Origin of the sequence: Paenibacillus sp. FSL R10-2736 (assembly GCF_038000245.1) — a bacterium.
In the GTDB taxonomy this organism is placed as follows: Bacteria; Bacillota; Bacilli; order Paenibacillales; family Paenibacillaceae; genus Paenibacillus_AQ; species Paenibacillus_AQ phytohabitans.
Map to the genome: position 1 here is coordinate 92,368 of NZ_JBBOBN010000002.1, position 25,531 is coordinate 117,898.

Consider the following 25,531-nt stretch of genomic DNA (forward strand, 5'->3'; position numbering starts at 1 on the left):
TACCCCCTTTTTTTAGGATCACTATATCATCCCCCTCCGGATACATCAATCCTCAAATCTTTGTTATAATGGGGAGCGATTGTTGACTAGAACTGTAAGGAAAGCGGGCATGAGGATGATCAGGGCGCATAATTTGACCTTGTCTTTACGGGATGGCCAGCACAGGCGCCCGGTTCTGCAAGGGATTAGTATCCATATTGGACGGGGAGAATGGGTTGCGCTCACAGGAGCCAACGGCTGCGGCAAAACATCGCTGGTCCGCACCTTCAACGGGCTGATTCCCCCGTCAGGAGGCAGTCTGTCCGTCGCCGGGCTGGATCTGCGCTCGCCTCAGAACCGCGCGGACGTGAAGCAGCAGGTCCAGCTTGTATTTCAGAATCCCGAGGCACAGACGGTGGGCTCTACGCCCTTCGAGGACATCGCTTTCGGGCTGGAGAACCGCGGGCTGGACCGGATTCTGATGGTTACGCGAATCCATGATATTCTGCAGCAGGTAGGACTGGCCCACAAAGCGGAAGCAGATGTCGCCAGTCTATCCGGCGGAGAACGCCAGCGCCTGGCTGTCGGCTGCTGCCTTGCCCTGGAAGCAGGCATGATCATCTTCGATGAGGCCACTTCCATGCTGGACCCGGCGGGAAGGCAGGATATTCTAGAGCTGGCCCGGCAGTTATGGAGGAGCGGCACAACCGTGCTCTGGGTCACGCAGCGGATGGAGGAGCTGGCCGAGAGCCAGCGCATTGCCGTTATGGGCGATGGCCGGCTGCTCTATGACGGTGATCCGCGCACCCTGTTCTACGCCTCCGGCCTGCCGGATGCGCTCGGATGGGTTCCATCGCCCGTGGTCCGCATCGGGAGACTGCTGCAGAGACAGAACTGGCCGCTTCATCTGCTCCCGCTGACCGAGCCGCAGCTGGAGGCAATGCTATGAGGATTCAGGCAGAGCATCTCTCCTTCCATTACGACGGCAAGTACGCCGTGCAGGATATCTCCCTGAATATCCCCTCAGGCACACTGACCGTGCTCTGCGGAGTTAACGGAAGCGGCAAGTCCACTCTGCTGCGCCTGCTCGCCGGGCTGGAGCATCCGGCATCCGGCAATATCATTCATGAGGATACGAAGCCTGCTGACCGCAAGGCCGGGGAAACCGTGTCTATGGTATTTCAGCAGCCGGAGACCCAGCTGTTCGCGGACAGCGTACACAAGGATATCGAATACGGCCTGACGCAGCGCGGTGTGCCTAAGGTGAAGCGGACGGGCATCATCCGCAGCGCCCTCGCGTGGACCGGGCTGCCTTATGATGAGTTCGCCGGACGTTCCCCTTTCCTGCTTAGCGGAGGCGAGAAGCGCCGGGTCTGTATTGCCGGAGCCATAGCCTCCCGGCCCGGGCTTCTCATTCTCGATGAGCCGACCGCAGGACTGGACCCGCAGGCGGCACAGTCGCTGCTGGAAATGGTGCAGGAGCTGCGGCAGAGCGGCCTGACTCTGATCATCGGCACGCATGATCTGGACAGCTTTCTGCCGGTTGCCGACGGGGTGATCGTGATGAAGCAGGGCGCGGTCCATTATGATGGCCCTGCTGCGGCACTGACAGCGGATCCCGGACTGCTGCGAGCCGCCGGACTTACGCCTCCGGCTTATGCCTCGATAGGCCGCAGGCTTGTAGAACGCGGCTGGCTTGAAGCATTGCCGGACAATCTGGAGGAGCTGCTCGCCGGACTGGATAAGCAGCTTCTGCCCGTTCCGCAGTCTGTCAGCGTTCCTGCAGCCGCCCACAAAGAGCCCAGCGAATGGAGAAGAAGCGTGACGGAATCTCCACCGGCAAGCGGAGACGCACCAGGTCTATCTGCCGCCACACCAGGCCCGGCAAGCGGAGACGCACCGGATCTATCTGCCGCTACGCCAGGCCCGGTAAGCGAGGCCCTGGCTTCAATGATTCCTCAGGGACTTTACGGGGAGCCCGCAACATCTGACCACTCATCAATCAAACAAGCCCCTGGCCGGTTACGCTGGCAGGGACTGGATCCCCGGGTCAAATGGCTGGGGATGATTATCGGATCACTGACCGTGCTGGGGATGGACACCTTCCTCCCGCTGCTGCTGGCTGCAAGCCTGCTGGCCGGACTCACGGTTTCGGCCGGAATTTCCTGGCGGAGGGTCTTCCGCTTCTTCCGACCGTTCCTCCTCATGTTCCTGTTTCTCTGGCTGCTGTCCGGGCTCAGCTGGAACTCGCCCGGCTTCAGTATGGGTCCGCTCGGCTTCAGTTCTGCGGGACTTCAGCGCGGAGGGATCAGCGTGCTGCGGTTTCTGCTGCTGATCGTCCTCGGATTCCTGTTCACGGAGACCACTACCGGCGCTCCGCTGCGTGAAGGGCTGGAATGGGGAATTGCTCCGCTGAGACATCTTGGAATCCGGACCCGCAACTGGTCGCTGGCTGTGTCCGTGACGCTGCAGTTCGTGCCCTGGATTCTCGGCAAGCTGACACAGCTGCAGCTGGCACTGAGCTCGCGCGGCAGACGGGCCCGCGGATTGGCAGGCTGGTCCCCGCGGCAGATTGCCCTGATCATCGTGCCCCTGATCATCCTTGTCCTGGGCATGGGCGACGAGCTGGCTACAGCCGTTGAATCGCGCGGGTATGATCCCGCCAAGCAGCGGACTCCTGTCTATCAGCTGGCCTGGAACAAGCGCGATACATGGGTTGCGCTATGTATCCTGACGGCAGCAGGCCTGTTGTGGTGGCTTTCCCGGATCAGCTAAGTGTATAGCTGAGCATGTATTCCGTATTCGGACTGCCGGCTTCTATTCCCGGATCGTTAATGGTCCAGGTGCCTGCAATATCCAGCTCGCGGCAGGCCAGCTCGAAATTGCAGGCGGCAATGCCGATATCAATCCGCTGCATCTGGAACCCGAGCTTATTGCCGCTATAATTAGGCGTGTGCTCCAAGTAGAAATGCAGCTGCTGCCGGTCTGGAGACAAGACAAGTCTCCATGGCTGCTTGTTGGAGGCTGACGGGCCGATCCGGACCATCTCGATGGGGACGGCCAGCTTCCCGGCGGCTTCCGGTGTCAGCCGTTTGCTGAAATCACCGTCACAGAAGAGCTCCTGCCAAGGCTTCTTATTGTCGGCTCTGACCACATACCGCATCGTGGTATCCAGCAGCCGCTGCTTCTCCCGCGCGTAGCCGAGCGGCGTAATGCAGGGAATAATCTCCCCTTCGGCAAGCTCCAGCCCACGGGTAAAGGATTTGCGGTTAAAGGTTCCGCCAATCCAGCAAGTTCCAAGACCCAGTCCGGTCGCAAAAAGAATCAGCTTCTGGAAGGTATATCCGAACTCCAGCAGTGCCAGCTTCCCGTTACGCACGGAGCCTACCAGATAAGCCTGCGGATTCACAATGATCCCGTAAGCGCCCAGCTTCATGCCCTTGCCTTCCCCCGCCCCGCCTTTGGCCCAGATCCATTCAATCCCTGATATCCCGCCAAAAGGACCGCGCAAATTCTCTTCCTTATCCAGATACTCCATAATGGAGGCATGGGCTGCTGTATCAATTGGTGTGGTCTCATAAGTCCGCACAGACTTGCGTTTCTCCATAATTTCCATTACTGCATTCCCCATAACAGCCGCCTCCTCAAATTATCCCGCAACCCTGCCCTGCCTTGTCTTGCCCTGACCTGAACTGCCCATTCCTTACTGGCTGGCTCAGCCTCCCTGTTACAGCTTCAAGCCAAAAAAAGAGGGCTCCGCTAAGAACAGGAGCCCTCCCAAAATGATCTATACTCTATAGTTGCCTGTTCTGCGGTCCGGTTGCTGGTAAAATTAGTATCCCCCATTTCAGGAGAATCGTCCAGCTCTTATTCCTTATCCTCCGGACCCGGATGGCGGGAAACCAGTCTCACCAGATCGAGGGTTAAAAGGTAGAGGGTAAGCGATGCAGGATACGCCAGATACCGCGGCTCCCACTGCGGCCCGAATTTCTCCTTATACCGCCGCAGGCCGGGGAATCCGTACCAGTGGCCGCCGCGTTCAAAGACCAGGCGGGCCACCTTCTCCTCGCGCAGCGCTCCGGTATTCCGGCCGGCACCAGGCTGCGGGGCATGACCCAGATTAAAGCTGCTGAACCCCCGCGACTTCGCCCACTCCAGCAGACACAGGAACAAGTAATCCATAGTCCTGTTTGGGGTATCCTTGCGGTGGCGCATGAGATCAATGGACACGGTCTTGTGTCCGTCATAGCCCGGGGCAATGGAGGCAAAAGCCATGAGTTGCCCGTCAGCTCCGCGCAGCAGCGCCAGCGGAGCGAGCTGCAGATACGGCTTGCTGAACCAGCCCAGCGAAAACCCTTTTTCCAGGCGCCCGTCCAGCCATTCCTCCGACAGCGCCCTGAGCTCCTGCAGCAGGTCTGCAGAATGCGCGGGCTCGGCAATCTCAAAGACATAGCCCTCACGTTCAAACCGGCTTACCACACTGGGCAGATCGGCATTGCGAGGGCCGCTGGCCTTGAAGTTCTCAAGCGGCACCAAGGCTTCCTCGCCCAGCTTGAAGAACCGGTAGCCTTGGCTCTGATACACCGGGAGGTAGGCTGGTGTAGCCTGGTAGAACACTACGGCGAGTCCATACAAATCCGCCGCCTGGCGGAACTCGCTGATTGCGTCATTGACCAGGCCCACCGGACCCAGCGGATCACCCAGTACCACCAGCTTGTCCCTTACTCTGGCAAAAGCGAATAACACTCTGCCCTCCCGGGCCCAGTAGAAGCTTTTGTCGCCCAGAAACAGCATATGGCTTAAGGCATTGCCCCAGCCTTCCGCCAGAAACTGCTCCAGCCGCGCCATATCCTTATCCGCGAAGAGCTCATCGGCCTTGCGCTGCGGCCGGAGAGCAACAAGCATAGTCAGCAGCAGCCAGGAGAAGATCAGTCCGCCTATAGCTGTAACCGCCACATTGCTGTGCTGCCGCAGCCATTCCGGCCGGATTCCGGCCGGGAGATGCTTCAGGAAACCGTGATGCGAATAACTCCCCAGCCCATAATAACTGAGTGCTATAACTGAAGTCAGAGCCAGCCACCATACGGTGCTCCTGGTACTGAGCGGTACACTAATCCGGTAGAACCGGGTCCGTGAGATCCAGAGGATCAGGCCTACCAGCAGCAGGAACAGCGCCTCTTCATAATCAAACCCCTTCGTAAAAGCAAATACCGCCCCTCCGAGGAGCAGCAGACTCGTCCAGATATACGCTCTACGGACACGCAGGGAAATTCCCCGCGACAGCAGAATTAGCATGAAGCCGATCAGCACGGACAGATGATGGGAAATCTGCATCACCGGCAGGGACAGGAGATCCTCTGTGATCCGCAGCCGGTAGAGCAGCTCAGGTGTAGCTGCGGACAGCAGCAGAATCAGACCGCTGGCCAGCACCAGCTTGCCGAGTGCCCAGACCCCCAGGTCGCTGAGGAAGGTGTATTGGCCGGGCCAGCCCCATATTCTCTGCCATACGGTAACGGGAGTTTCGACTCTGTCTCCGCTGCGTTCAGTCCCCTTCTTACCCGGCAGCCCGATCTCCAGCGCCGCCAGCACCAGTCCGATCAGCCAGGGCACAATGTAATAGAATAGTCTGTAGATGACGAGCACAGCCATGGCCTGATCGCTCCGGATTCCCAGCTGGGTAAGTCCAAGCAGGGCAATCAGGTCGAAGGCACCGATGCCTCCGGGAGCCATACTTAGAATGCCGGCAATGGCGGCAACGACATAAATACTGAAGACCGTAACAAACGGAGCACCGCCGAGCAGCTGACCGGCAATCATCCAGAAGGTCAGTCCGGCAAAGGCCCACTCCAGGAAGGAAGCTCCGACAGAAGCCGCTACCGTCAGCCAGGATGTCCTGCCCTGCCCCCGGTTAATCCACTTGGCGAATAGTGAGGAACGCTGGAGAATTACAAAAAAGGGCAAATAAAGCGCCATTCCCCACACCGCGAATACCAGCCAGCGATGTTCATGCAGAAGGGCATCCGCCGGAAGGATTCCGGTAAGGGTGCACCAGGAGAGCAGCGACAGCCCGGTAATCATCAGCGGTGACAGAAATACGATAGCCGGTGCCAGCACGGACGAGGGCACACCGCTTTTTTTGTAGAGCAGCGTCCGGAGGCCCGCGCCAGCCAGACCGGCAAAGCCGATCAGGTTATTGAACGTATTCGCGATCCAGGCATAGCGGAAGGTGCTTAAGTAGCTGGTCTGCAAGCGGAAATGCCCGCGGATTAAATAATCATAAGTGCTCATGACCGCAACGGAGAGCAGGGAAATGCCCAGCATCTGCAGAATGGCCGGCGCGGGGACTGCTTTTAATTCATGAATGATCATCCCCAAATGAATCTGCTTCAGCTCATTCTGCCCTTCCCAATAGACAAGACCGATGATCAGCAGCGGAACAAGCGCCCTTACCGCCTTAATCCGGTAGATGGACAGAAGCAGCCTCACGAATCTGAAGCGTTCCAATCTTTGTTTCATTGAATGCATGACTTTGAATGCATGACTTCACCTGCCCTTACTGCTGAACTCACCCTTGGCTAAACAACATTCAGCATTTTCCATAAAACCTATTATAGCAATATCAGCAGCAGATGACCCGTATAACGGTTGTATGTTCACCAGAGTTAGACAGCCGGCAAAGTGTAAATCACTGCAGAGTCCGCAGTCACCGGAGAATAGCTTGAGTTGCAGCGGCGGAAAACCGAAGGTTGATTGATCCTGGGATACAAAAAATAGGCACCCTGACTGCAATCAGTCCGGATGCCTATTTCTTGCTGCACAAGGGTTGTCATCCCGCAATAGAGAACCAGTCACCACGGCAATGGCGGTTCTCTACTCAGGCACGCTGTTCACCCGAGTTATACCCGAATGTCAAATCTTCCTTCGCTATCTGTAGTTGCGTTCGCGATTTCCTGTGCAGACGCCGCCGTCAGCTTGCTGCTGTCAGCAGGCTTCTCCGGTGGTGCAGCTGCGCTTCCGGCCGAAGAGGAGCTGCTGGCGCTCTGTGACTTTTGGGCAATTTGCGCTTCGATCTGCTTGATCTGCTGCTCAAGCTGTTTGGTCTTGGTTTCTTTGGTCTTCTCGTCGTCTTTACTTGAACTTACTTTCTCAAGATCAGCTTCCAGCTTTGCCTTCTGCTTCTCAAGCGCGGCTGTGTCCGTTGCACTGGAGGACGTATACGAGGTGGACGTTGATGCGGATACGGATGAAATATTCATGCCTATCTCTCCTTTCACCTCTTCAATATAGCCCCTTCACCCCAGAAGAACGTTAAAATGCGCTGAAAGTTTGCTGAATGTCTGTTGTCCTAAGACTTGCGCGGCTTCCGGTTAACCAGTGTTACGCTCAGCAGGATGATAACCAGTCCGGCAAGGGTATTGGCATAGACCGGCTCATGCAGGAAGATGGCTCCCCACATCAGGCCGAATACAGGGACGAGAAATGTGACGCTGACGGTCTTGACCGGGCCGATGCTGGCGATCAGGCGGAAGTACAGCAGGTAAGCCACCGAGGTACAGATCAGCGACAAACCAAGTACGGAGTATACCGCAGCGGCCGAGGGCAGATGATCCGGGGCAAAAATAACCGCCAGCGGCAGCAGCACCACGCTTGCACCCAGCTGTTGTCCGGCAGCAAGCGCCAGCGGAGTGAGGCCGGAGCCTACACGTGAAGCATATAATCCTCCAAATGCATAACACAATGCGGCGCAGAGCGAGTACCCTACTGACAAGAGAACTGTACTTGTGAGCGGTACCGGACTCCAGCCGACCAGAACAGCTACGCCAATTAGACCAATGACCAGGCCGGCCGACTTGGCCAGGCCCGGCTTCTCCTGCCGGGTTCCCCAGGCGGCCAGGGCCGCAAACATCGGGGTCGTGGCATTAAGGATTGCCGCCAGCGAAGCACTCAGATGCAGCTCAGCCATGCAGATCAGGGTGAACGGAAGCGCGGCATTAATGGCACCGAGCAGCAGGAACTGCTTCCAGTGCTTCAGGATACCCAGCTTGCGCCGGGTCACAAATGCATAGAGCAGCAGGGCTGCTCCGGCAAGCGTAACACGCAGCTCGGTCGTGAAGACCGGCCCCAATTCAGGAGAGGCGATCCGCATGAACAGGAAGGAGGCTCCCCAGGCGAAGGCAAGCAGCAGCAGGGTGGTGAGATCCTTGCGGCTCATGGCTTGTCCGCCCTTTTACAGAGCAGCAGGTAAGATAAAATGGACAGGATGCCTGCTCCCGCGATGACCAGCGCCATCGGCACAGCAGAGTCACTGCCGCCAAGTCCGACTAACGGAGCCGCACAGCTGCCCAGCAGCAAGGGAAGCAGACCCAGGAGTGCAGAGGCACTCCCTGCCGTTTCCCCCTGATCCTGCATGGCTAGCGAGAAGCTGGTTGTACTCACCAGACCCACACTGGAGACCACGGCGAACAGGCAGACCAGAATCGGCAGCAGTCCGCCTCCGGCAAGGAGGGTAACCAGCAGCAGGACACCGCCGAAAGTACAGAGCAGAAGTCCGCTAATCAGCAGCTTGCGCTCCCCTACTCTTGCGGACAACCGGCCGGCAATCTGCCCGGAGATAATAATGCCCAGCCCGTTAACAGCGAAGATCAGGCTGTACATTTGCGGGGATACCCCGTAAATAATCTGCAATACGAAGGAAGAACCGGAAATATAAGCGAACATGGCTGCTGTAACAAAGCCCTGGGAGAGGGCATAGCCCATAAACTTGGCATTGCCGAGCAGGATACGGAAGGTGAGCAGCGTTCCTTTGAGCCCGCTTTTGATCCGGCGTTCTTTGGGCAATGTCTCCGGCAGGCGCAGCAGAATGATGGCCGCAAAGAGCAGTCCGAACACAAACAAAACTACAAACACACCCTGCCAGGTGGTTACTCTCAGCAGCTGTCCCCCGATGACAGGAGCGAAGATCGGCCCCAGCCCGTTGACAATCATCAGCAGCGAGAAGAACTTCGTTAATTCTGAGCCGCTGTACATATCGCGGACCGCCGCACGGGAGATGACCACGCCTACTGATCCGGCCAGGCCCTGGATGAAACGCAGAAACACCAGCAGGCCGATCGAAGGACTGAACGCACAGAGCAGTGAAGAAACCGCATAAATCACCATACCGATAAAGAGCGGAACACGGCGTCCATGCACATCGCTGAGCGGTCCGGCCACCAGCTGGCCCGAGGCCAGCCCCAGCAGGAAGAAGGTCAGGCTGAGCTGCACCATGGCCGGACTGGTGGCGAAATGGGTGCTAAGCGCAGGCAGAGCCGGCAGATACATATCAATCGACAGAGGGCCAATCGTGGCGATGGCTCCCAGAATGACTGCCAGCTGCAGCCGCTGTTTCTTCGAAGGCCCGCCCTCCGCAAGGCTTGAAATATGGTTTTGCTTAATCATAAATAGTGACGCAACCTTTCTTATGGTACCTCTTTAAAAGACGGCAAATCCGTTTTTGCTCAGGTCCGTTTTTTTATTCTTCATACTACCCGATCACAACCTGAATGTTCAATGCTTTTGTGCATTAACGGGGAATAGAACGGGGGAGCAAATATATCTTGGACCTATAACCTATATATCGCAAAGAACCGCCTGCAGGAGCCGGCCGGCCGATCATATCACTGATCAGCAGCTACCGCAGGCGGTTGTCTGTATACTTACATCATTCTCCGGAAGCTGTGAGTCCGGCCAGCCAATCCCTGGCCGCTTCAGCTTCGGCTGTGCTCAGGCGGTGTCCCTGATTGCCCCAGTGAGAGGTGACTTCGGCTCCCGCGCCGCTCAGCAGGGATTCCAGCTCACGTGTCTCTTCGGAGCGGATGATCGGATCATTGGTTCCTGCCCCGATAAAGACCGGAACCCCCTGCAGCGACGGGATTGCAAGGCCACGCAGCGGCACCATCGGATGCAGCAGCACTGCCGCGCGGAAGATGCTTCCGTAATGGAAGAGCAGGCTGCCGGCGATGTTCGCACCGTTCGAGTAACCGACTGCAACAAGGTTACCGGCATCGAATCCGTACTTGGCTGCAGCCTCATCCAGGAACTGCTTCACCTCATGGGTGCGGAAGATGAGATCCTCCTCATCGAATATTCCTTCAGCCAGCCGCCGGAAAAAGCGCGGCATGCCATTCTCGAGTACATTCCCGCGGACGCCCAGTACCGAAGCGCCGGGAGCCAGCAGCCCGGCCAGCGGCAGCAGGTCATGCTCGTTGCCGCCTGTGCCGTGAAATAATACCAGCGTCGGCTGAGTTACATCCGTACCTTGATGGAATACATGCGTCATATTCATTTCTGATTCACCCCGATTTCGCGGATTTCAAATGGGCTTAAATTATCTTCTATCGCCGCACGCTGCGGTTCAAACCATGCCGGAAGCATCAGCTTCTGTCCCAGCGCGTCTGGCGCTTCATCACGGGCAAAGCCGGGAGGATCGGTCGCAATCTCGAACAGGATTCCGCCTTCTTCACGGAAGTAGATGGCATTGAAGTACTGGCGGTCCTGCACCGGAGTCGGCTGGTAACCGTGGCTCTGTACGCGGCGGCCCCATTCCAGCTGCTCGGCATCATCTTTGGCGCGCCAGGCGATGTGGTGGACGGTACCTGTGCCGCCAGCCCCCTGCGGAACCGGAGTAGACTTCAGATCGATGATATTCCCGATATCACCGGCAGATCTGTACCGGATGTAGCCGTCACCTTCAGCAATCTGCTCCATTCCCAGCGTACGGGAGAGTGTGTCTGCTGTTTTGTCCGGGGCAGCGCTGTAGAGAACAGCACCTCCGAAGCCTTTGATCGCATGTTCTGCGGGTACTCCGGCGAAGGACCAGGTGCTCAAGGAACCCTCTTCACGTTCTACCAGTTCAATCCGCAAACCGTCGAAGTCCGCGAAGGAGAGATAAGACTCGCCGATCCGGCTTACCTTGGTAACCGGAATCTGATAAGCGGCCAGCCGCTGCTCCCAGAACCCGATGGAGCCTGCCGGCACAGCATAAGTGGTTACGCCCACCTGGCCGCCGCCAATTCTGCCCTTGCGTCCGGTAGACCAGGGGAAGAAGGTAATAATGGTGCCCGGTGCACCCTGCTCATTGCCGAAGTAGAGATGGTAGACGTCGGGTGCGTCGAAGTTGATGGTTTTTTTGACAAGGCGCAGTCCGAGAATTCCGGTATAGAAATCAGCATTGCGCTGAGCGTCTCCTACAAAAGCGGTGATATGATGAATTCCTGCAGTTTGCATAGTCATGATTATTACCTCCTGAAATTGGGTGTGTTGTACAATCTGTTTTTTCGTAAAATGAGGATGCTATCTTGACGTCCGCCCTGGGCAGCCGCCCGCTGTCTGTGGAGCAGGCTGCCTGGCGTACCGGCTATTATTTAAAGAAAAGTGCATCAAGTGAAATCGAACCCGGACCCGCCAGAGCCACCCCGACCGCAACCACCAGTACCGTTAATGGAAACTCGATCCCGTTAGCCGTAGACCAGAACCCGTTAGGAGCATGGACTTTGATTATTGCGCCAAGCATGGTTGCGGCAATCAGCACAGCAGCTACCGGAGTCAACAGACCGAGTGTGAACAGCAGTCCTCCGACCAGCTCCATCAGTCCTGCCAGCACCGCCATACGTACGCCGGGCTTAATGCCGATCGACTCCATCCAGCCGCCTGTACCTTTGGGGCCGTAGCCGCCGAACCAGCCGAACAGCTTCTGTGCACCATGCCCGATAAACGCTACACCAATTACCAATCTCATCAACAATAAACCTACACTAACCATTTTAAACACTCTCCATTCTCTGGATTTTAATTATCTTAACGTTAAGATATTAGATAAAAATTTTTGGTCCTGCTGATCTATATATAATTTGCCCGCCATTCGGGGACTTGGCATTTTCATTGAATACCAATTCATTATTACATTGTTAAATTTATGGACTGCCTGATCTTCAATGCTCATCTTGCTGCTAAAGCTAAGCTAACAGTCAGCTATCGAGTTCCAGCCGGCTGTTCAGAAACCCGCTGTGCTATTCCGGTTTTCTATACACCCTTGCCCAGCTTCTTCAGCAGTTGAGTGGCCTGAGCCTTCTCTTCACTGTCCAGCCCGCCCATCAGGCTGTGTATGGAACTGACATGACGGGGGAAAATATCATCGAACAGCTCGCGCCCCGCTTCCGTAATCTCGGCATAAGTCACACGTCGGTCGTCCTCGCATGGAACGCGCTTCAGTAGTCCGCGCTTCTCCAGCTTATCGATGTTGTAGGTGATGCTGCCGCTGGTGACCAGAATCTTCTCGCCAATCTGCTGCAGTGGAATCCGCGTTCTATGATACAGGACTTCCAGCACCATGAACTCCGCCGATGCCAGCCCATGGCTCTTCATATCCTTCACCGCCTGATCCATCAGGCTCTTGTAAGCCTTGGACAGAACAACGAATAATTTCAGTGATGCCGCCTGCTCCTGATCGATTGTACTGTCAGCTGCTGTACCTGCTGTGTCATTATTGCCGCTCATTATGTGCACCTCCTGTCGTGTTTGCGTTTATCTTTAAGTTAATTATCTTTAAGTTAAGATAAATATACAGCATGACGATTTCATTGTCAACTGATTAGGAGAAGATTTTTTATATACCAGAGTATATGGTGACTATATAGGAAGTTGTGTGAAAATATTCAGGGATTAACGGGGGATTACTGAGGGAAGGGATTGATGGAGTAACTTGGGGAGCGCTGGGGGAGTGCTGGTGGAGTGCTGGTGGAGTGCTGGTGGAGTGCTGTTGGAGTACTGATGGAGTGCTGATGGAGTGCTGATGTAAGTATAAAGCGAGGTACTGAGGGAGGCTTAGGGGATTAATTTTCGATTAATAGCTTTCGTTCTCCCACCAGACGTCTTGGTTGATCTCCGAATTGCTGGTTGTCTAGAATGAGGCTCTCGCTCAAATTTTAACTGTAGTTTGTACAACTAAAACGACCTATTTCTGCGCAGGAGCAGTTTTAATTGCACTTTGTACACTTATAAAACGCTACTATGCCGTATAAGAGCAGTTTTCCTAATTATAATTGTACGGAATACAGTTATCCTTGCTGATGTGGCTTTTCGCCGTCTTTTAACTGCACGAAATACAATTATCCGCTATGCGCTCCGCATTGCCTTCCCCAGATAACCCTCTGGCGCAATGGTCTGTCCCACATGCCACGTACACTTAAAAGTCCCATCGGTAAATTAATTATCAGAAGGTAACATCTTTCGGTGATTGCACTTTCTACAATAGATTTTACGTTAATGTGCGCTAAAACCAAGTCTGTTGTATTTCATACAATTGATTTCCAGATTCCTGCTCAAAGCCGCCGATTCCACAGGATTCTGCTGTACATAGTGCAATGGGGAATAGAATCCAACCAGGATTGAGCTTAGGATGATTCAATTACAGTTGGATTAAACATCTGTTTCGGAAATTCCTTCAGATCAATCTAGATACAGCTTGGTTCACTTGATAATGAAAGATTACAGCAAGGACTCGGTTTGACCTCACTCCCAAAACGGCGTATCCTTTTGGGTGCGAATGTAAGGAAGCAGTTCATTACATATAAAGGAGGCAACACCTGGATGGATTCAACGGAACTACCGGAATGTGATGCCCGGGGCCGCGATATAGCGGAAGGGAATTCTGCTGAACTGGGTACAGCTGAGCAGGATTTAGCAGTGCGGGATTCTGCGGAACGGGGTACAGCAGTGCGGGATGGAGCGGTGCGGGATTCAGGCGTGCAGGATGCAGCAGTGCGGGATTCAGGCGTGCAGGATGCAGCGGTGCGGGATTCAGCGGTGCGGGATTCAGGCGTGCAGGATGCAGCGGTGCGGGATTCAGCGGTGCGGGATTCAGGCGTGCAGAACGGAGCAATGCGGGACGCGTCCGGCAATGCTGCCCGGCTTATTCCGCCGGGCGCTAACGTGCTGATCGTGACCGCTGTCGCAGCCGAGCGGGATGCCGTCCTGCGCGGCCTGCAGGGCAGCCGCAGGTTCCATGTCATCGCAGCGGGCGCCGGCACCGCTGCGGCTGCGGCGGGCACCGCCGCCGCTCTGGCAGCCGGCTCCTACGGCTGCGTCATCAGCGCCGGGATCGGCGGCGGCTTCCCCGGCCGTGCACCCGTAGGCTCGCTGGTCGTCGCCAGCGAGATGCTTGACGCGGCCCTCGGCGCAGAGACGCCGGAGGGCTTCCGCAGCGCTGCCGAGCTTGGCTTCGGCAGCGTGTCCGTGCCTGCGCCGGGCGGCACGGTCCAGGCCCTTGCGGCCGCGCTGGCAGCGGCCGGGCTTGCGGTAAGCACGGGCACCGTGCTTACCGTATCGACCGCGACCGGCACCGCCGGGACGGCCGCGGAGCTTGCCGCGCGCCATCCGCAGGCGGCGGCGGAAGCGATGGAAGGCCACGGAGTCGCCGTGGCCGCCAAGGCCCTGGGGATCGCAGCGCTGGAGCTGCGCGCGATCTCGAACCCGGTCGGCCCGCGCGACCGGGCCGCGTGGAAGATCAAAGAAGCCCTGGACGCCCTCACAGCGGCAGCGGCTATTCTACTGGAGGTGCTGTAATGACAACCGAACTTCATATTGCTTTTTCCCCATGTCCCAACGATACCTTCGTATTTCATGCCTGGGCGCACGGGCTGGTACCGGATGCACCCAAGCTGGAGGTAACCTTTGCCGATATCGATATCACCAACGGACTCGCGGCAGACGGCGCCGGTCCGGAAGTGCTTAAGATCTCCTACGCCGCGCTTCCCTGGGTGCTGGATAAGTACAAGCTGCTGCCTTGCGGCGGTGCGCTTGGACGGGGCTGCGGCCCGCTCGTACTGACGCGCAAAGGTGCAGGTGCCATCAAACATCCGCGTCAGCTATCCGGCCGCAGAATAGCCGTGCCAAGCGAGCGCTCCACCGCCTATCTGCTCTTCCGGCTATGGGCTGCGCAGCAGGTGCCGGACGGCCCGGCCGAGATCGTCGTCATGCCCTTCGATGAAATCATGCCTGCTGTACAGAATGGCACGATTGATGCCGGGCTGGTCATTCATGAAGCCCGCTTCACCTACCCGTCCTATAATCTTAACCTGCTGACTGACCTCGGCAGCTGGTGGGAAAGCGACACCGGCCTGCCTATTCCGCTCGGCGCGATCATCGCCCGCCGGGATCTGGACCACGAGTCCATTACCGGCTGGATCCGCAGCTCTTTGCAGTATGCCTGGGATCATCCCCTGGACTGCCAGGAATATGTCCTGAGCCACGCCCAGGAGCTCTCCCCGGAAGTAGCCAAATCGCATATCGATCTTTATGTCAACGAGTTCACGATGAACCTGGGCGAAGACGGCTACGCGGCAATCTCTGCCCTGCTGACCCGTGCCGCTGCCGAGGGTCTCGTGCCTGTCATTGATCCGGAGCTGTTGCGCTAGCTTGGACTAATTAGATTAAGGAACAAACAAAACTCATATGGAGGCTGATTCCTATGATTCCTGCAGGCAACAGCAAGCCTAATATTGACCGCTTCTTGGGATATCAGGACGAATACGACCGTTACCGGCCCGAAGCGCCGCCGCTGGTTATTGATCTGCTGAGTAATTACCTGGGCCGCCGTCCGGCCGTGGTCGCTGATATAGGCTGCGGCACCGGTCTGTCCACCTTCCTGTGGAAAGACGCCGCCGACTCCGTAACCGGAGTGGAGCCTAACCCGGATATGCTGGGCAAAGCGCAGGAGAAGCTGGACCGCCTGCACAGCGGGACTGAATCCGTATCTTTTATCCAAGGCTACTCCAATCAGCTTCCCTTCGCCTCAGAGGGCGTCGACATCATCACCTGCTCGCAGTCATTCCACTGGATGGACCCGGCCAGCACACTTCAGGAAATCTCCCGCTGCCTGAGTCCCGGCGGAGTGTTCGCTGCCTATGACTGCGATTGGCCTCTGGTACTGAACCCTGCTATTGAAGCCCGTTACAATGGGCTGATCGCCACTTCGGATGACCTGCTCGCCGGGCTTCAGCCCGATGCCGAACAGGCCCGTAAATGGGACAAGGAAGGACATCTCGGCCGGATCAAAGCCAGCGGATGTTTCACTTACGCGCGAGAAATCGTTTTTCACAACACAGAAGCCTGCGATGCAGAGCGCTATATCGGCCTTGCCCTCAGCCAAGGCGGAATGCAATCGGTTCTGAAGCTTAGCCCGGCCTCACTTGAGCAAGATATTGCCGAGTTCTCGGCAGAGGTTAAGAACTACTTCCGAGGCCGGACATTGCAGGTGCTGATTAGCTACCGGATGCGGATCGGCGTGAAATAGAAACTTTTCCTGCTATATTCTAGTCAGAATCAAGCTTGTAAACTATACTTAATAACAGCGAGACGAAGAACGTCCCGGTTTTCCCCAATTGGGGGAGCCGGGGCGTTTTCTATTTTCACGGGGAGGTTGGAGCGTAATGATATTCGAAGAAGCACATCTGCAGTTTATCAACGGACATCTGGGCAGCAGGCCTGAGGGAGAACGGCGGGCACGATTGGAGCGGGGGCACCGGCATGCCGAGGTTCTGTTCCTGAGGAAAATCTGGTGGCCTCTGCGGGGCCACTTTGGCGGACTTCATCCGGAGTATGAAGTCATGGACTGGCGGGGAAGATCTTATTTTGCAGATTTCGCCTGGTTACCGGGATACGTGAAGCTGCTCATCGAGATCAAAGGCTATGCCTCACATGTACGCGATATGGACCGGACTAAATACTGCGGCGAACTTAACCGGGAAACGTTCCTGTACGCCATGGGCTATCATGTGATTTCATTCGCGTACGATGATGTTGAGCAGCGCCCTGAGCTTTGTATGACCCTACTGCGGCTCGTACTGGGCAGATATCAGCCTGCCGAGGCACCTGTGTCACGTGTACAGCTAATGGAGCAGGAGGTAATCCGGCTGATTATCCAGCTGGCCCGGCCCATCCGCCCGCAGGATGTGAAGGAACATTTCTCTGTCGATTACAGAACCGCAGTCCGGACGTTACACAATCTGGCTGACAAAGGCTGGCTCCTTCCCGTCCCCACCAGTAATCAGGAACGGACCGCACGGTATGAGCTGAAACGCAGTGTGCTTGAATATTTTAATTAGTCTCATAAGGAGCAATCTACTTGCGGTTCCGCAGCAGACCAAATTTAATGTAACGGCTGCGGGCAGCGGACCAGCATTAATGCGATCCGTTGCGAGGCCGTAGACTGACGTAGATGAACATTGCAACATCAAGTGGATCACCGCTATACTTTGTCCGCTCGACGTTTGCCCAGTAACATGTATCCGAAAAGTACGCTGAGCTTTAACCAGAACCGCCAGCAACGTTCAGGTGGATCGTTGAACCCGCTGCTGGCTGTAGGCTATAGTACCGCGAATCAACTGCTGTAACAGTAAGTGGAAAAAGGTATCTTAATTTATCGATTTCGTAGGATCGTGGGCAAGCAAGTGGAAAAACAGCAACTAATTTGGGTGATTTCAGCTACTTGGGGTGAAATGTAATAATTTAAGTGCTGTTTATCCAACTGCTGCATTCGCAGGGTTCATTCGTTCACCAGTAAGTGTAGAAAATCCAACTAATACTGCCTATTCACTCAGTAGCAGGTGAGGGAGCCATGCAATTCTCCAACTAGTCATGTCCCTCACCTGTGCTCTGACCCTAACCTTCAGCTTCGCCCTTCTAGGCAACCCCTCTGACCCTCGCCTTTCAGCTTCATCCTTCTCCCCTTCCTCTAGCCTCAGCCCTCCAGCTAACTCTTTCTCTTCAATCCCTCTAGCCTTAGCCTCCCCCCCTTTCTCTCCCTCCAACTTCACCCTTCTCTCCCTCAAGCCCTAGCCCCCAGCTTCACCCTCTAGCCTTAGCCTTCCAGCCTCCCCCTTCTAGCCCAATCCCTCTAACCTTATCCCTCCAGCTTCCCCTTCTCTCCCTCCTTCTCACTTCCCCCTCCAGCCCCATCCTTCTAGCCCCTCCCTCCAGCAAAAAAACACCCGCATGCGAAACCTCCGCATGCGGGCACTCAATGACCGGCAACCTACTTCTTATTCATCTTAAACTTCAGGAACAGCTCGTTATAATGGGCAAGCATCCGCTTGCCGAGGTTATCGTAGACCTCCAGCCGGTCTGTGATCTCGGCGGGCGGGTAGAAGCGCTCGTCGCCGGAGATGTCCTCCGGCAGCAGCTCCAGGGCGGGAACGTTCGGCGTAGAGTAGCCGACATATTCCGTATTCTGCGCCGCCACATCCGGGCGGAGCATGAAGTTGATGAACTTATGTGCCCCTTCGATATTGGCTGCTCCGCGCGGAATGACCATGTTGTCGAACCAGATGTTCGAGCCTTCCTCCGGCACCACGTAATCCAGCTTGTCGTTCTCATCCATAATCTCCGAAGCATCGCCGGACCAGACGATTCCGACAGCCGCCTCTTCGTTCGCCAGCAGCATCTTGATCTCGTCGCCGACGATCGCCTTCACATTCGGCGACAGCCGGTTCAGCTTGGTCAGCGCTTCCTGCAGATGCTCTTCATTCCTGTCATTGACGGAATAGTGCAGACTGTTCAGCGCCATGCCCATCACCTCGCGTGCTCCATCGACCAGGAAGATATTATTGTCCAGCCGCTTATCCCACAATGAATCCCAACTGCTGAAATCGATGCCCTCCGTCATCTCGGGGTTGTAGATGATACCTACCGTCCCCCAGAAATAAGGCACCGAATACAGGTTGCCGGGATCAAAGGACAGATCCATGAATTTGGAACCGATATTGGCCAGATTCGGAAGCTTACTGTGATCCAGCGGCAGCAGCAGCTTCTCTTCCCGCATCTTAGCAATGGCATAGTCGGAAGGGACCACGACATCGAAGACCGTACCGCCCTGCTCAACCTTGGTCAGCATCGCCTCATTGGAGTCAAAGGTCTGGTAGATCACTGTAATGCCCGTTTCCTCCTGGAACTGCTCCAGCAGCTCGGGATCGATGTAGTCGCCCCAGTTGTAGATCGTCAGCGTATTGCCGCCGGAATAGCCTTCGGCCGAGTTCAGCCTGGAGGCCAGGAACATCAGCCCGAATGCTACGATCAGAATCGCCAGAAACGTATTTACCAGCTGTTTCATCTAGGCACCCCCGCTTCTGCTACCGGTTCTGCAATATGCATAGCCGGGCGGCTCTTCCGCTGGTTAAGGTAGTAGTAGCCTATTACCAGCAGGATGGTGAAGAGGAAGATTAGTGTCGACAGTGCGTTAATCGACAATGAGACCCCTTGGCGCGCCCTCGAATAGATCTCAACCGACAAGGTGGAATATCCGTTGCCTGTTACGAAGAAGGTTACCGCGAAATCATCCAGGGAATAGGTCAGGGCCATGAAGAATCCGCTGAAGATCCCCGGCTTAATGATCGGCAGAATCACCTTCGTCAGCACATCGCGGCGGGTAGCCCCAAGATCCCGGGCGGCATCGGTCAGTGTCGGACTCATCTCCTGCAGATGCGGCAGGATCATGATAACGGCAATCGGAATGCTGAATGCCACATGCGAGAGCAGAACGGAGGTGAAGCCCAGCTTGATCCCGACAATGGTGAACAGGATCAGGAAGGAGGCTCCGATAATGACATCCGGGCTGACAATCAGCACATTATTCAGCGAGAGCAGCGTATTCTTGGCCCGGCGGCTGCGGACATGCTGAATCGCCAGTGCCCCGATGATTGCAATCAGCGTTGCAATCGCCGAGGACAGCAACGCAATGACCAGTGTGTTAATCATAATAATCATCAGCCGGGTATCGGCCACGACTTCGCGGTAATAATCCAGCGTGAAACCCTCGAATTCATGCATGGTGCCGCCGCTGTTGAACGAGTAATACATCAGATAGAAAATCGGCGCATACAGAACCAGAAAGACCAGCACCAGATAGATATTCGCGATCCCGTTTTTATTTTTGATTTTGTTTCTATTCTTGCTCTTCACGCGCGCCCTCCTTTCCGCGAGCTGCCCGTAAGTATCATGAACAGCGCCATAATGGCGATCAGGAATACCGCTACCGTGGAGCCCATGCCCCAATCCTGTGTGACCAGGAAATGCTGCTCAATAGCGGTGCCGAGTGTAATCACCCGGTTGCCGGCAATCAGACGCGTGATCATAAACAGCGACAGCGCGGGAATGAATACCGCCATGCAGCCGGAGCGGACCCCGGAGATCGTGAGCGGGAACACTACCCTCCGGAACGTCGTCCAGCCGGAGGCGCCCAAATCACGCGCAGCATCCACCAGCGACAGATTCATCTCATCCAATGCACTGAAGATCGGCAGGATCATGAATGGAATGAAAATATAGACGGACACAAACACAAAGCTGAAGCCGGTGAATAGGATCTGCTGCTCCCCGAGCCCCACCAGATCAAAGAAATTGTTGACCGGGCCGAAGGTGCCGAAGATGCCGATGAAGGCATACGTCTTCAGCAGCAGATTGATCCATGTCGGCAGAATAATCAGCAGCAGCCACAGCTGCTTATGCTTCGTACGCGTCAGCAGATAGGCTGCCGGGTACGCCACCAAGAGCGAGAACAGTGTGATCAGAAAAGCATACCAGAAGGAATTCAGCATCATTCTCATATATACCGGTGTGAAGAAATTGACGTAGTTATCCAGCGTCAGCTTCCCGTCCAGATCGAACAGGGAATAATAGACAACCAGCAGCACCGGTGCAATAACAAACAACGCAATCCACAGGTAATACGGGATGAGGTAGTACGACTTGCCCTTACTCTTCATCGCTCTCCACCTCGCCGTAAGCCTCCAGACGTTTGTCGAACTCTTCCTCCGTTTCGCCGAAACGCATAACATGGATCGCTTCCGGATCAAAATACAGCCCGATTTCGCTGCCTACCTCCGCCTTGCGGGTGGAATGGACCAGCCATTCGTGGCCGGAACCGTCATAGCAGCTGATCTCATAATGCACACCGCGGAACAGCTGGGAATCCACGCGCACCTTCAGTTTGCCCGCTTCTACGGTGGCAATCTCCAGATCCTCAGGGCGGATCACAATTTCCACGGCTTCATTCGGCTTCAGGCCGGCATCGACACACTCGAACCGGTGGCCGTTAAATTCAACCACATAGTCCTCAATCATTACGCCCGGCACGATATTCGACTCGCCGATGAAATCCGCCACGAAGCGGTTGATCGGTTCATCATAGATATCATTAGGCGTACCACTCTGCTCAATCTTTCCGCCGTTCATGACGAAGATCCAGTCGGACATCGCCAGCGCCTCTTCCTGGTCATGGGTAACGAAAATGAAGGTGATGCCCAGCCGCTGCTGCATTTCCCGCAGAATATACTGCATCTCCGTGCGCAGCTTAAGGTCCAGTGCCGATAACGGCTCGTCCAGCAGCAGAACCTGCGGCTCGTTGACAATCGCGCGTGCAATTGCGACCCGCTGTCTTTGTCCTCCGGACATTTCATTAATGGCCCGCTGGTCATAGCCGACCAGGTTGACGAAGCGCAGCGCTTCCTGCACCTTTTGATTAATGACATCCTTCTTAAGCTTCTTAATCCGCAGTCCGAAAGCCACATTCTCGAATACGTTCAGGTGCGGAAACAGCGCATAGTCCTGGAATACCGTATTCACCTGCCGCTCGTTGGCTGGAATGTGGTTGATGATTTTACCGTTCAGATAAATAGAACCTTCAGTCGGCTCGGCGAAGCCGGCGATGAGTCGCAGAATGGTCGTTTTCCCGCAGCCCGAGGGGCCCAGCAGAGTATAGAATTTACCGCGTTCAATTTCGAAGCTCACGCCTTTGAGTACAGCCTCTTCGTCGTCATATTGCTTAATAACCTGATCAAATGAAATAATAGTGCCTTCCGGGGTAGCTATAGCTAACAACCTCCCTTACCTTATGTAGTACAACCTATTTTACCCGCTTCTTGCGGGAGACAATCCAGAAACAGCATGCTCAGCGCGGATAAGCGACAATTCCTCCCTATGTTCGACAGACTTCAATATATATAGCATATAGGAATAATCCTATATATGCGATAGCTTACATTATTAAATGCATCGCAGAAACTTAACAAGTTCGTAAAAAATGGACCCGGCGGGGCCTGTTTTGAGGTGCTATAATGAAAACGGCTGAAAAACATAAAATTTTTCTTACATTTGCGAAAGAAGATGACTACCATGAACGAGGGGTTACAAGACCGCCTTGAGAAGTTCGGATTATCCCTTTATATGATACGTGTTACCCTTGCTGCATCACTATCCTGGCTCGCGGTACACAGCCTGTATGGCGACCGTTATCTGTACTTTGCGCCGCTGGCGGCGATTCTTATCACCCAGAGCAGTGTCAAAGCCTCCCTCGAAAAAGGGGTGTACCGGCTGCTCGGTATTGTGCTAGGCGGAATCGCCAGCCTGGTTGTGGGCCGCTTCTTCGATGTTGGAGCGCTCTCGATCCTGCTGATGCTGCTGCTCGGCATAGGCGTAGCCACCGCCTGCCGGATTAATATCCAGGCCGTTTCACAGGTTGGCGTCACTTCCGTCCTGGCGCTCACCTTCTATCATGACCAATATATCGTCTGGAGAGTCGCCGAGACCTTAATCGGTGTACTGATTGCCTTAATCATAAATATGATTATCGTTCCGCCCAAGGGGTTCGTCAAGGTCAAAGACTTGGCACTGAGGGGCAGCCTGACACTGTCCGATGCCTTAACCGGTCTAACTTCCGGGGGACGGGATGCTACGCAGGCGCTGACCGCACTTAAGCTTTCCGGTGAACTGCTGGGCAAGAGCAAGCAGCTGCAGAAAGAGCTGCACTTCACGCTCTCCCATTACCAGTGCCGCAAAGAGCTCGGTACGCTGTCACAGGCAACCTCCCATCTCAGCAGGGTGCATTCCTACGTCAAAGGAATTTCCGAAGAGCTCTCGCTGCTCCCTGCCCACTATGCCGCAGCCGACTGGATGACAGAGGTAGTAACGGCAACGGCAGACTGCATTGCCTTATATGGCACCCGGACACTGTCGGATGCGGAATGCGGACGTTCGCTCCCCGAGAGCCTGCGCCGCGCCCGTGATGTACAGCTGGCCTGGTTCTCTGAGCTGCAGGGCCAATGCCCGCTCGCCGCATTCCGTGATCTTGGCGCAGTGTTCTCGCATCTGAACCGGATTCTTGAAGAGATTGAACGTGCCGATTATGCGGCAATCTCAGTCGCAGCACAACCAGCCAAGGCTGTACCGGCGCGCGCTATACGCTTCATACAAAAAGGACTCTCCCATAAGCTATAAGCTGGGGAGCGTCCTTTTTTTTGGGGTGGGGGCTAGTACAAGTGATCCATTCAACAATTTAACAATTCATCAATTATGTGAAGTTTAGACCGAAGTGAGCATTCCGTGATAGTTGTATTCTGTACAATTAAAAACAGCAAAAAGGATGGCTTTCCTCTGATAACTGTATTCTGTACAACTAAATTTGCCCGAATGAGTGAAACCCAATCTATATAGAGCAGTTTAATTGTATGAAATACAACTAAACAGATGATCGGTTGTAAATCAGAGGATTTAGTTGTACAAAGTGCAATTAAGTATACCGCATGTACCGTAATCGGGGCACTGCGTAATTATCATCTTGCCTTCTTCCGGAATATCAAAAAAAACAATGAGCAGCCTGGAATCTACACCGCTTGTCAGGAATATCAAATCGCCCCGCAAGCCATACTTCTGCTTGCGGGGCGTTCGCGCGCTCCAACAGGACGTTATTCAATTCACGGGCAGATATCTCCAGCCCCCGTGCGCCGTAATGTTCTCGGCTCCGGCGGCGGCATAGCCTTCGCATATGAAGCCGGTCACTTCCCGGCCGTCTTCGAGCACCACCCGCCCCAGGCCCAGCGGAGCGGGTATGAGCGACGCGAATGCGCCCAGCGATGCCGCCGGCATCCGCCACAGCTCCAGCCCGACAGAGCCTCCGCCTGCCGATTGTCTGAGCAAGCCTGGCTTCGGCGGCACCGTCTGGAGCTTGACCAGCTCATAGCACGGGGCCGTCCGCGCCTCCTGCCAGAACCGGGCACCATGCTCCAGCATCTGCTTCTCCAGCGGGAAGCCGCGCATATGAAGACCGCAGACAGCCAGTGTCATCATACCGGGAGATGCCGTCTCATCAACAGCACCTTCCGGCGGACCGCTCTCTCCAAGAAGCTGTGCGCCCGCTCCGGCCAGCAGATGCTCGCTGTCCGCCAGAGCGAACATCGTGATGCCGAACGGCAGGCCCTCCGCCGCATCCCCGGCAGGAACCGCCACGGCTGACAGATCAAGCAGGTTGCAGTGGTTGGTATAGCGCCCCATATCGGAGTTGGCCCCTACCGGATTGCCGGCAACCTGCTCCCGGGTCCAGGTTCCGCCGCAGGTCGGGAGCACCAGCACGGCATCCTTCAGCAGCAGCTCCGCTTCCCGCTTATAGCGCTGCAGCCGGTGCATGGCCTGGAACAGGCTCGCGGCCGTATGGCACCCGGCCGCCCCGGAAGACAAGATGGACTCCGTCACCGGCAGCACAGCTTCACGGTGATTCTCCACGAACTCACCCAGACCGGCCCAGCGCTCGGCTACCCAGGGACCCTCGTACAAGATAGCTGCCGCTTCGGAGAACAGCGTACAGTCCACCCGTTCAACCGGCAGCCCCAATGCCTGCACGGCTGCTTCGGCCCGTCCCCAGGCCTCCCGGTATTCTTCGGCATGGGGGCCATAGAACTCCGGCGGAGCCTCCGGAAGCAGCAGCTTCGCCGGAAGAGCGGCGGGCCCCAGCTTCACGGAACGCGACCAGGGGTCAGCTTCATCGAAGCCGCGCGCTGCGCGGTCCACCGCGAGGGCATCCTCCAGATTGTGCGCAAACACGGTGACGCAGTCCAGGCTGGCACAAGCGGGCACTACCCCGCGCACCGGCCAGGCGCCGAGGCTGGGCTTATAGCCGACCAGCCCGTTCAGCGAGGCAGGCACGCGGCCCGAGCCGGCGGTATCGGTGCCCAGGCTGAACACGGCCTGGCCACGGGCAACAGCCACGGCGGATCCGGCGCTGGAGCCTCCGCTGATATATTCCGGGCGCAGGGCGTTATGCGTCTCGCCGTAAGGGCTGCGTACACCGACGAGACCGGTGGCGAACTGGTCCAGATTGCTTTTGCCGAGAGGAATAGCTCCCGCAGCAACCAATCTTGCGACAACCGAAGAGTCATGATCCGGCTGATAAGCATATTCAGGACAAGCTGCCGTTGTGGGCAGTCCCTTAACATCGATGTTATCCTTAACGGCGAACGGAATGCCCCACAGCGGATGGCTCTGCGGGTCCAGCTCCCTGAGCCTCTCAAGAAAGGGACGGATATGCGCCTCGGCAGGCGGCTCAATCCAAATGTTCATTTCCTTGTCGCGTGCAGCGCGGCGGATGATCTCCCGGACCACCTCCTCCGGGGCCAGCACACCGCTTAAATATTGCCCGCGCAGCCAGCCTGCGGTCAGCTTGGCGGGAAATTCAGTTATTGCCGTCATGATG

At 55.9% G+C, this 25,531-nt stretch carries 22 protein-coding genes; 7 read left to right on the forward strand and 15 right to left on the reverse strand.

Annotated features, from left to right (window positions below; genetic code table 11):
* Positions 1-109: 109 nt before the first annotated feature.
* Entirely contained in the window at positions 110-928 is an 819-nt protein-coding gene (locus tag NSQ73_RS28420; RefSeq protein WP_340989531.1) for an energy-coupling factor ABC transporter ATP-binding protein, read from the forward strand.
* Positions 925-2,754 carry an ATP-binding cassette domain-containing protein gene (locus NSQ73_RS28425; RefSeq protein ID WP_340989532.1) on the forward strand — a complete coding sequence of 610 codons (1,830 nt, stop codon included), beginning with the start codon at positions 925-927 and terminating at the stop codon, positions 2,752-2,754. Before NSQ73_RS28420 ends, NSQ73_RS28425 begins: the two co-directional genes overlap by 4 nt.
* On the opposite strand, the gene NSQ73_RS28430 is transcribed toward NSQ73_RS28425, so the two are convergent.
* The 9 genes from NSQ73_RS28430 to NSQ73_RS28470 all read right to left on the reverse strand — a co-directional run bounded on the left by NSQ73_RS28430 (position 2,747) and on the right by NSQ73_RS28470 (position 12,513).
* Positions 2,747-3,610, reverse strand: coding sequence for a nitroreductase family protein (locus tag NSQ73_RS28430; RefSeq protein WP_340989534.1), 864 nt, complete (start codon positions 3,608-3,610; stop codon positions 2,747-2,749). The two genes, NSQ73_RS28425 and NSQ73_RS28430, sit on opposite strands and share 8 nt — an antisense overlap.
* A 236-nt stretch (positions 3,611-3,846) precedes the next feature.
* Positions 3,847-6,504, reverse strand: a complete 2,658-nt coding sequence (gene mprF / locus NSQ73_RS28435; protein WP_340989536.1) for a bifunctional lysylphosphatidylglycerol flippase/synthetase MprF — start codon at positions 6,502-6,504, stop codon at positions 3,847-3,849.
* 371 nt (positions 6,505-6,875) lie between these two features.
* Positions 6,876-7,235 carry a FlxA-like family protein gene (locus NSQ73_RS28440; protein ID WP_340989537.1) on the reverse strand — a complete coding sequence of 120 codons (360 nt, stop codon included), beginning with the start codon at positions 7,233-7,235 and terminating at the stop codon, positions 6,876-6,878.
* Between the two features lie 89 nt (positions 7,236-7,324).
* A complete protein-coding gene (locus tag NSQ73_RS28445) occupies positions 7,325-8,191 on the reverse strand; it encodes a DMT family transporter (protein WP_340989539.1) in 867 nt (288 codons plus the stop codon).
* Positions 8,188-9,417: a multidrug effflux MFS transporter gene (locus tag NSQ73_RS28450; protein WP_042140346.1), complete on the reverse strand. Its 1,230-nt coding sequence runs from the start codon at positions 9,415-9,417 to the stop codon at positions 8,188-8,190. Before NSQ73_RS28450 ends, NSQ73_RS28445 begins: the two co-directional genes overlap by 4 nt.
* A gap of 262 nt (positions 9,418-9,679) precedes the next feature.
* Positions 9,680-10,297, reverse strand: coding sequence for an alpha/beta hydrolase (locus NSQ73_RS28455; RefSeq protein ID WP_340990703.1), 618 nt, complete (start codon positions 10,295-10,297; stop codon positions 9,680-9,682).
* Between the two features lie 2 nt (positions 10,298-10,299).
* Positions 10,300-11,250 carry a ring-cleaving dioxygenase gene (locus NSQ73_RS28460; RefSeq protein ID WP_340989541.1) on the reverse strand — a complete coding sequence of 317 codons (951 nt, stop codon included), beginning with the start codon at positions 11,248-11,250 and terminating at the stop codon, positions 10,300-10,302.
* A 127-nt stretch (positions 11,251-11,377) separates the two neighbouring features.
* Positions 11,378-11,779 carry a DoxX family protein gene (locus NSQ73_RS28465; protein WP_340989543.1) on the reverse strand — a complete coding sequence of 134 codons (402 nt, stop codon included), beginning with the start codon at positions 11,777-11,779 and terminating at the stop codon, positions 11,378-11,380.
* Positions 11,780-12,039: 260 nt separating this feature from the next.
* Positions 12,040-12,513, reverse strand: coding sequence for a MarR family winged helix-turn-helix transcriptional regulator (locus NSQ73_RS28470; RefSeq protein WP_042140349.1), 474 nt, complete (start codon positions 12,511-12,513; stop codon positions 12,040-12,042).
* A 1,383-nt stretch (positions 12,514-13,896) separates the two neighbouring features.
* Here NSQ73_RS28470 and NSQ73_RS28475 point away from each other — a divergent pair.
* From NSQ73_RS28475 to NSQ73_RS28490, 4 genes are all read left to right on the forward strand, one after another.
* Positions 13,897-14,580, forward strand: a complete 684-nt coding sequence (locus NSQ73_RS28475) for a futalosine hydrolase (protein WP_340949037.1) — start codon at positions 13,897-13,899, stop codon at positions 14,578-14,580.
* Positions 14,580-15,431, forward strand: coding sequence for a 1,4-dihydroxy-6-naphthoate synthase (locus NSQ73_RS28480; protein ID WP_042140350.1), 852 nt, complete (start codon positions 14,580-14,582; stop codon positions 15,429-15,431). The genes NSQ73_RS28475 and NSQ73_RS28480 overlap by 1 nt, the downstream gene beginning before the upstream one ends.
* A 53-nt stretch (positions 15,432-15,484) precedes the next feature.
* Positions 15,485-16,309, forward strand: coding sequence for a class I SAM-dependent methyltransferase (locus tag NSQ73_RS28485; protein ID WP_340989544.1), 825 nt, complete (start codon positions 15,485-15,487; stop codon positions 16,307-16,309).
* A 136-nt stretch (positions 16,310-16,445) separates the two neighbouring features.
* Positions 16,446-17,120 (forward strand): hypothetical protein, encoded by a 675-nt coding sequence (locus NSQ73_RS28490; RefSeq protein ID WP_340989545.1) that lies wholly within the window; start codon positions 16,446-16,448, stop codon positions 17,118-17,120.
* 483 nt (positions 17,121-17,603) lie between these two features.
* On the opposite strand, the gene NSQ73_RS28495 is transcribed toward NSQ73_RS28490, so the two are convergent.
* The 5 genes from NSQ73_RS28495 to NSQ73_RS28515 form a co-directional block, all read right to left on the reverse strand.
* The gene (locus tag NSQ73_RS28495) at positions 17,604-17,846 is read right to left on the reverse strand and encodes a hypothetical protein (RefSeq protein WP_340989546.1); all 243 of its coding nucleotides are present in this window, start codon (positions 17,844-17,846) and stop codon (positions 17,604-17,606) included.
* A gap of 203 nt (positions 17,847-18,049) precedes the next feature.
* Complete coding sequence (locus NSQ73_RS28500; protein WP_171720782.1) at positions 18,050-19,123, reverse strand: ABC transporter substrate-binding protein; 1,074 nt, start codon at positions 19,121-19,123, stop codon at positions 18,050-18,052.
* A complete protein-coding gene (locus tag NSQ73_RS28505; RefSeq protein WP_039304962.1) occupies positions 19,120-19,947 on the reverse strand; it encodes an ABC transporter permease in 828 nt (275 codons plus the stop codon). The genes NSQ73_RS28500 and NSQ73_RS28505 overlap by 4 nt, the downstream gene beginning before the upstream one ends.
* A 20-nt stretch (positions 19,948-19,967) precedes the next feature.
* Complete coding sequence (locus NSQ73_RS28510; RefSeq protein WP_042140354.1) at positions 19,968-20,774, reverse strand: ABC transporter permease; 807 nt, start codon at positions 20,772-20,774, stop codon at positions 19,968-19,970.
* A complete protein-coding gene (locus NSQ73_RS28515; protein ID WP_171720783.1) occupies positions 20,764-21,888 on the reverse strand; it encodes an ABC transporter ATP-binding protein in 1,125 nt (374 codons plus the stop codon). Before NSQ73_RS28515 ends, NSQ73_RS28510 begins: the two co-directional genes overlap by 11 nt.
* 294 nt (positions 21,889-22,182) lie before the next feature.
* On the opposite strand from NSQ73_RS28515, the gene NSQ73_RS28520 reads away from it, so the two are divergent.
* Positions 22,183-23,283, forward strand: a complete 1,101-nt coding sequence (locus NSQ73_RS28520; RefSeq protein ID WP_171720784.1) for an FUSC family protein — start codon at positions 22,183-22,185, stop codon at positions 23,281-23,283.
* A gap of 471 nt (positions 23,284-23,754) precedes the next feature.
* Here the strand turns inward: NSQ73_RS28520 and atzF are convergent, their stop codons facing one another.
* Positions 23,755-25,527 carry an allophanate hydrolase gene (gene atzF, locus NSQ73_RS28525; RefSeq protein WP_340989547.1) on the reverse strand — a complete coding sequence of 591 codons (1,773 nt, stop codon included), beginning with the start codon at positions 25,525-25,527 and terminating at the stop codon, positions 23,755-23,757.
* Between the last annotated feature and the right edge of the window lie 4 nt (positions 25,528-25,531).

Coding starts and splice junctions, on each gene's coding strand:
- NSQ73_RS28460 (WP_340989541.1), bottom strand. CDS start 11,250: ATGACTATGCAAACTGCAGGAATTCATCATATCACCGCTTTTGTAGGA.
- NSQ73_RS28465 (WP_340989543.1), bottom strand. CDS start 11,779: ATGGTTAGTGTAGGTTTATTGTTGATGAGATTGGTAATTGGTGTAGCG.
- NSQ73_RS28520 (WP_171720784.1), top strand. CDS start 22,183: ATGAACGAGGGGTTACAAGACCGCCTTGAGAAGTTCGGATTATCCCTT.
- NSQ73_RS28490 (WP_340989545.1), top strand. CDS start 16,446: ATGATATTCGAAGAAGCACATCTGCAGTTTATCAACGGACATCTGGGC.
- NSQ73_RS28510 (WP_042140354.1), bottom strand. CDS start 20,774: ATGAAGAGTAAGGGCAAGTCGTACTACCTCATCCCGTATTACCTGTGG.
- NSQ73_RS28455 (WP_340990703.1), bottom strand. CDS start 10,297: ATGACGCATGTATTCCATCAAGGTACGGATGTAACTCAGCCGACGCTG.
- NSQ73_RS28450 (WP_042140346.1), bottom strand. CDS start 9,417: ATGATTAAGCAAAACCATATTTCAAGCCTTGCGGAGGGCGGGCCTTCG.
- NSQ73_RS28440 (WP_340989537.1), bottom strand. CDS start 7,235: ATGAATATTTCATCCGTATCCGCATCAACGTCCACCTCGTATACGTCC.
- mprF (WP_340989536.1), bottom strand. CDS start 6,504: ATGCATTCAATGAAACAAAGATTGGAACGCTTCAGATTCGTGAGGCTG.
- NSQ73_RS28500 (WP_171720782.1), bottom strand. CDS start 19,123: ATGAAACAGCTGGTAAATACGTTTCTGGCGATTCTGATCGTAGCATTC.
- atzF (WP_340989547.1), bottom strand. CDS start 25,527: ATGACGGCAATAACTGAATTTCCCGCCAAGCTGACCGCAGGCTGGCTG.
- NSQ73_RS28475 (WP_340949037.1), top strand. CDS start 13,897: ATGCGGGACGCGTCCGGCAATGCTGCCCGGCTTATTCCGCCGGGCGCT.
- NSQ73_RS28470 (WP_042140349.1), bottom strand. CDS start 12,513: ATGAGCGGCAATAATGACACAGCAGGTACAGCAGCTGACAGTACAATC.
- NSQ73_RS28430 (WP_340989534.1), bottom strand. CDS start 3,610: ATGGGGAATGCAGTAATGGAAATTATGGAGAAACGCAAGTCTGTGCGG.
- NSQ73_RS28425 (WP_340989532.1), top strand. CDS start 925: ATGAGGATTCAGGCAGAGCATCTCTCCTTCCATTACGACGGCAAGTAC.
- NSQ73_RS28420 (WP_340989531.1), top strand. CDS start 110: ATGAGGATGATCAGGGCGCATAATTTGACCTTGTCTTTACGGGATGGC.
- NSQ73_RS28485 (WP_340989544.1), top strand. CDS start 15,485: ATGATTCCTGCAGGCAACAGCAAGCCTAATATTGACCGCTTCTTGGGA.
- NSQ73_RS28445 (WP_340989539.1), bottom strand. CDS start 8,191: ATGAGCCGCAAGGATCTCACCACCCTGCTGCTGCTTGCCTTCGCCTGG.
- NSQ73_RS28480 (WP_042140350.1), top strand. CDS start 14,580: ATGACAACCGAACTTCATATTGCTTTTTCCCCATGTCCCAACGATACC.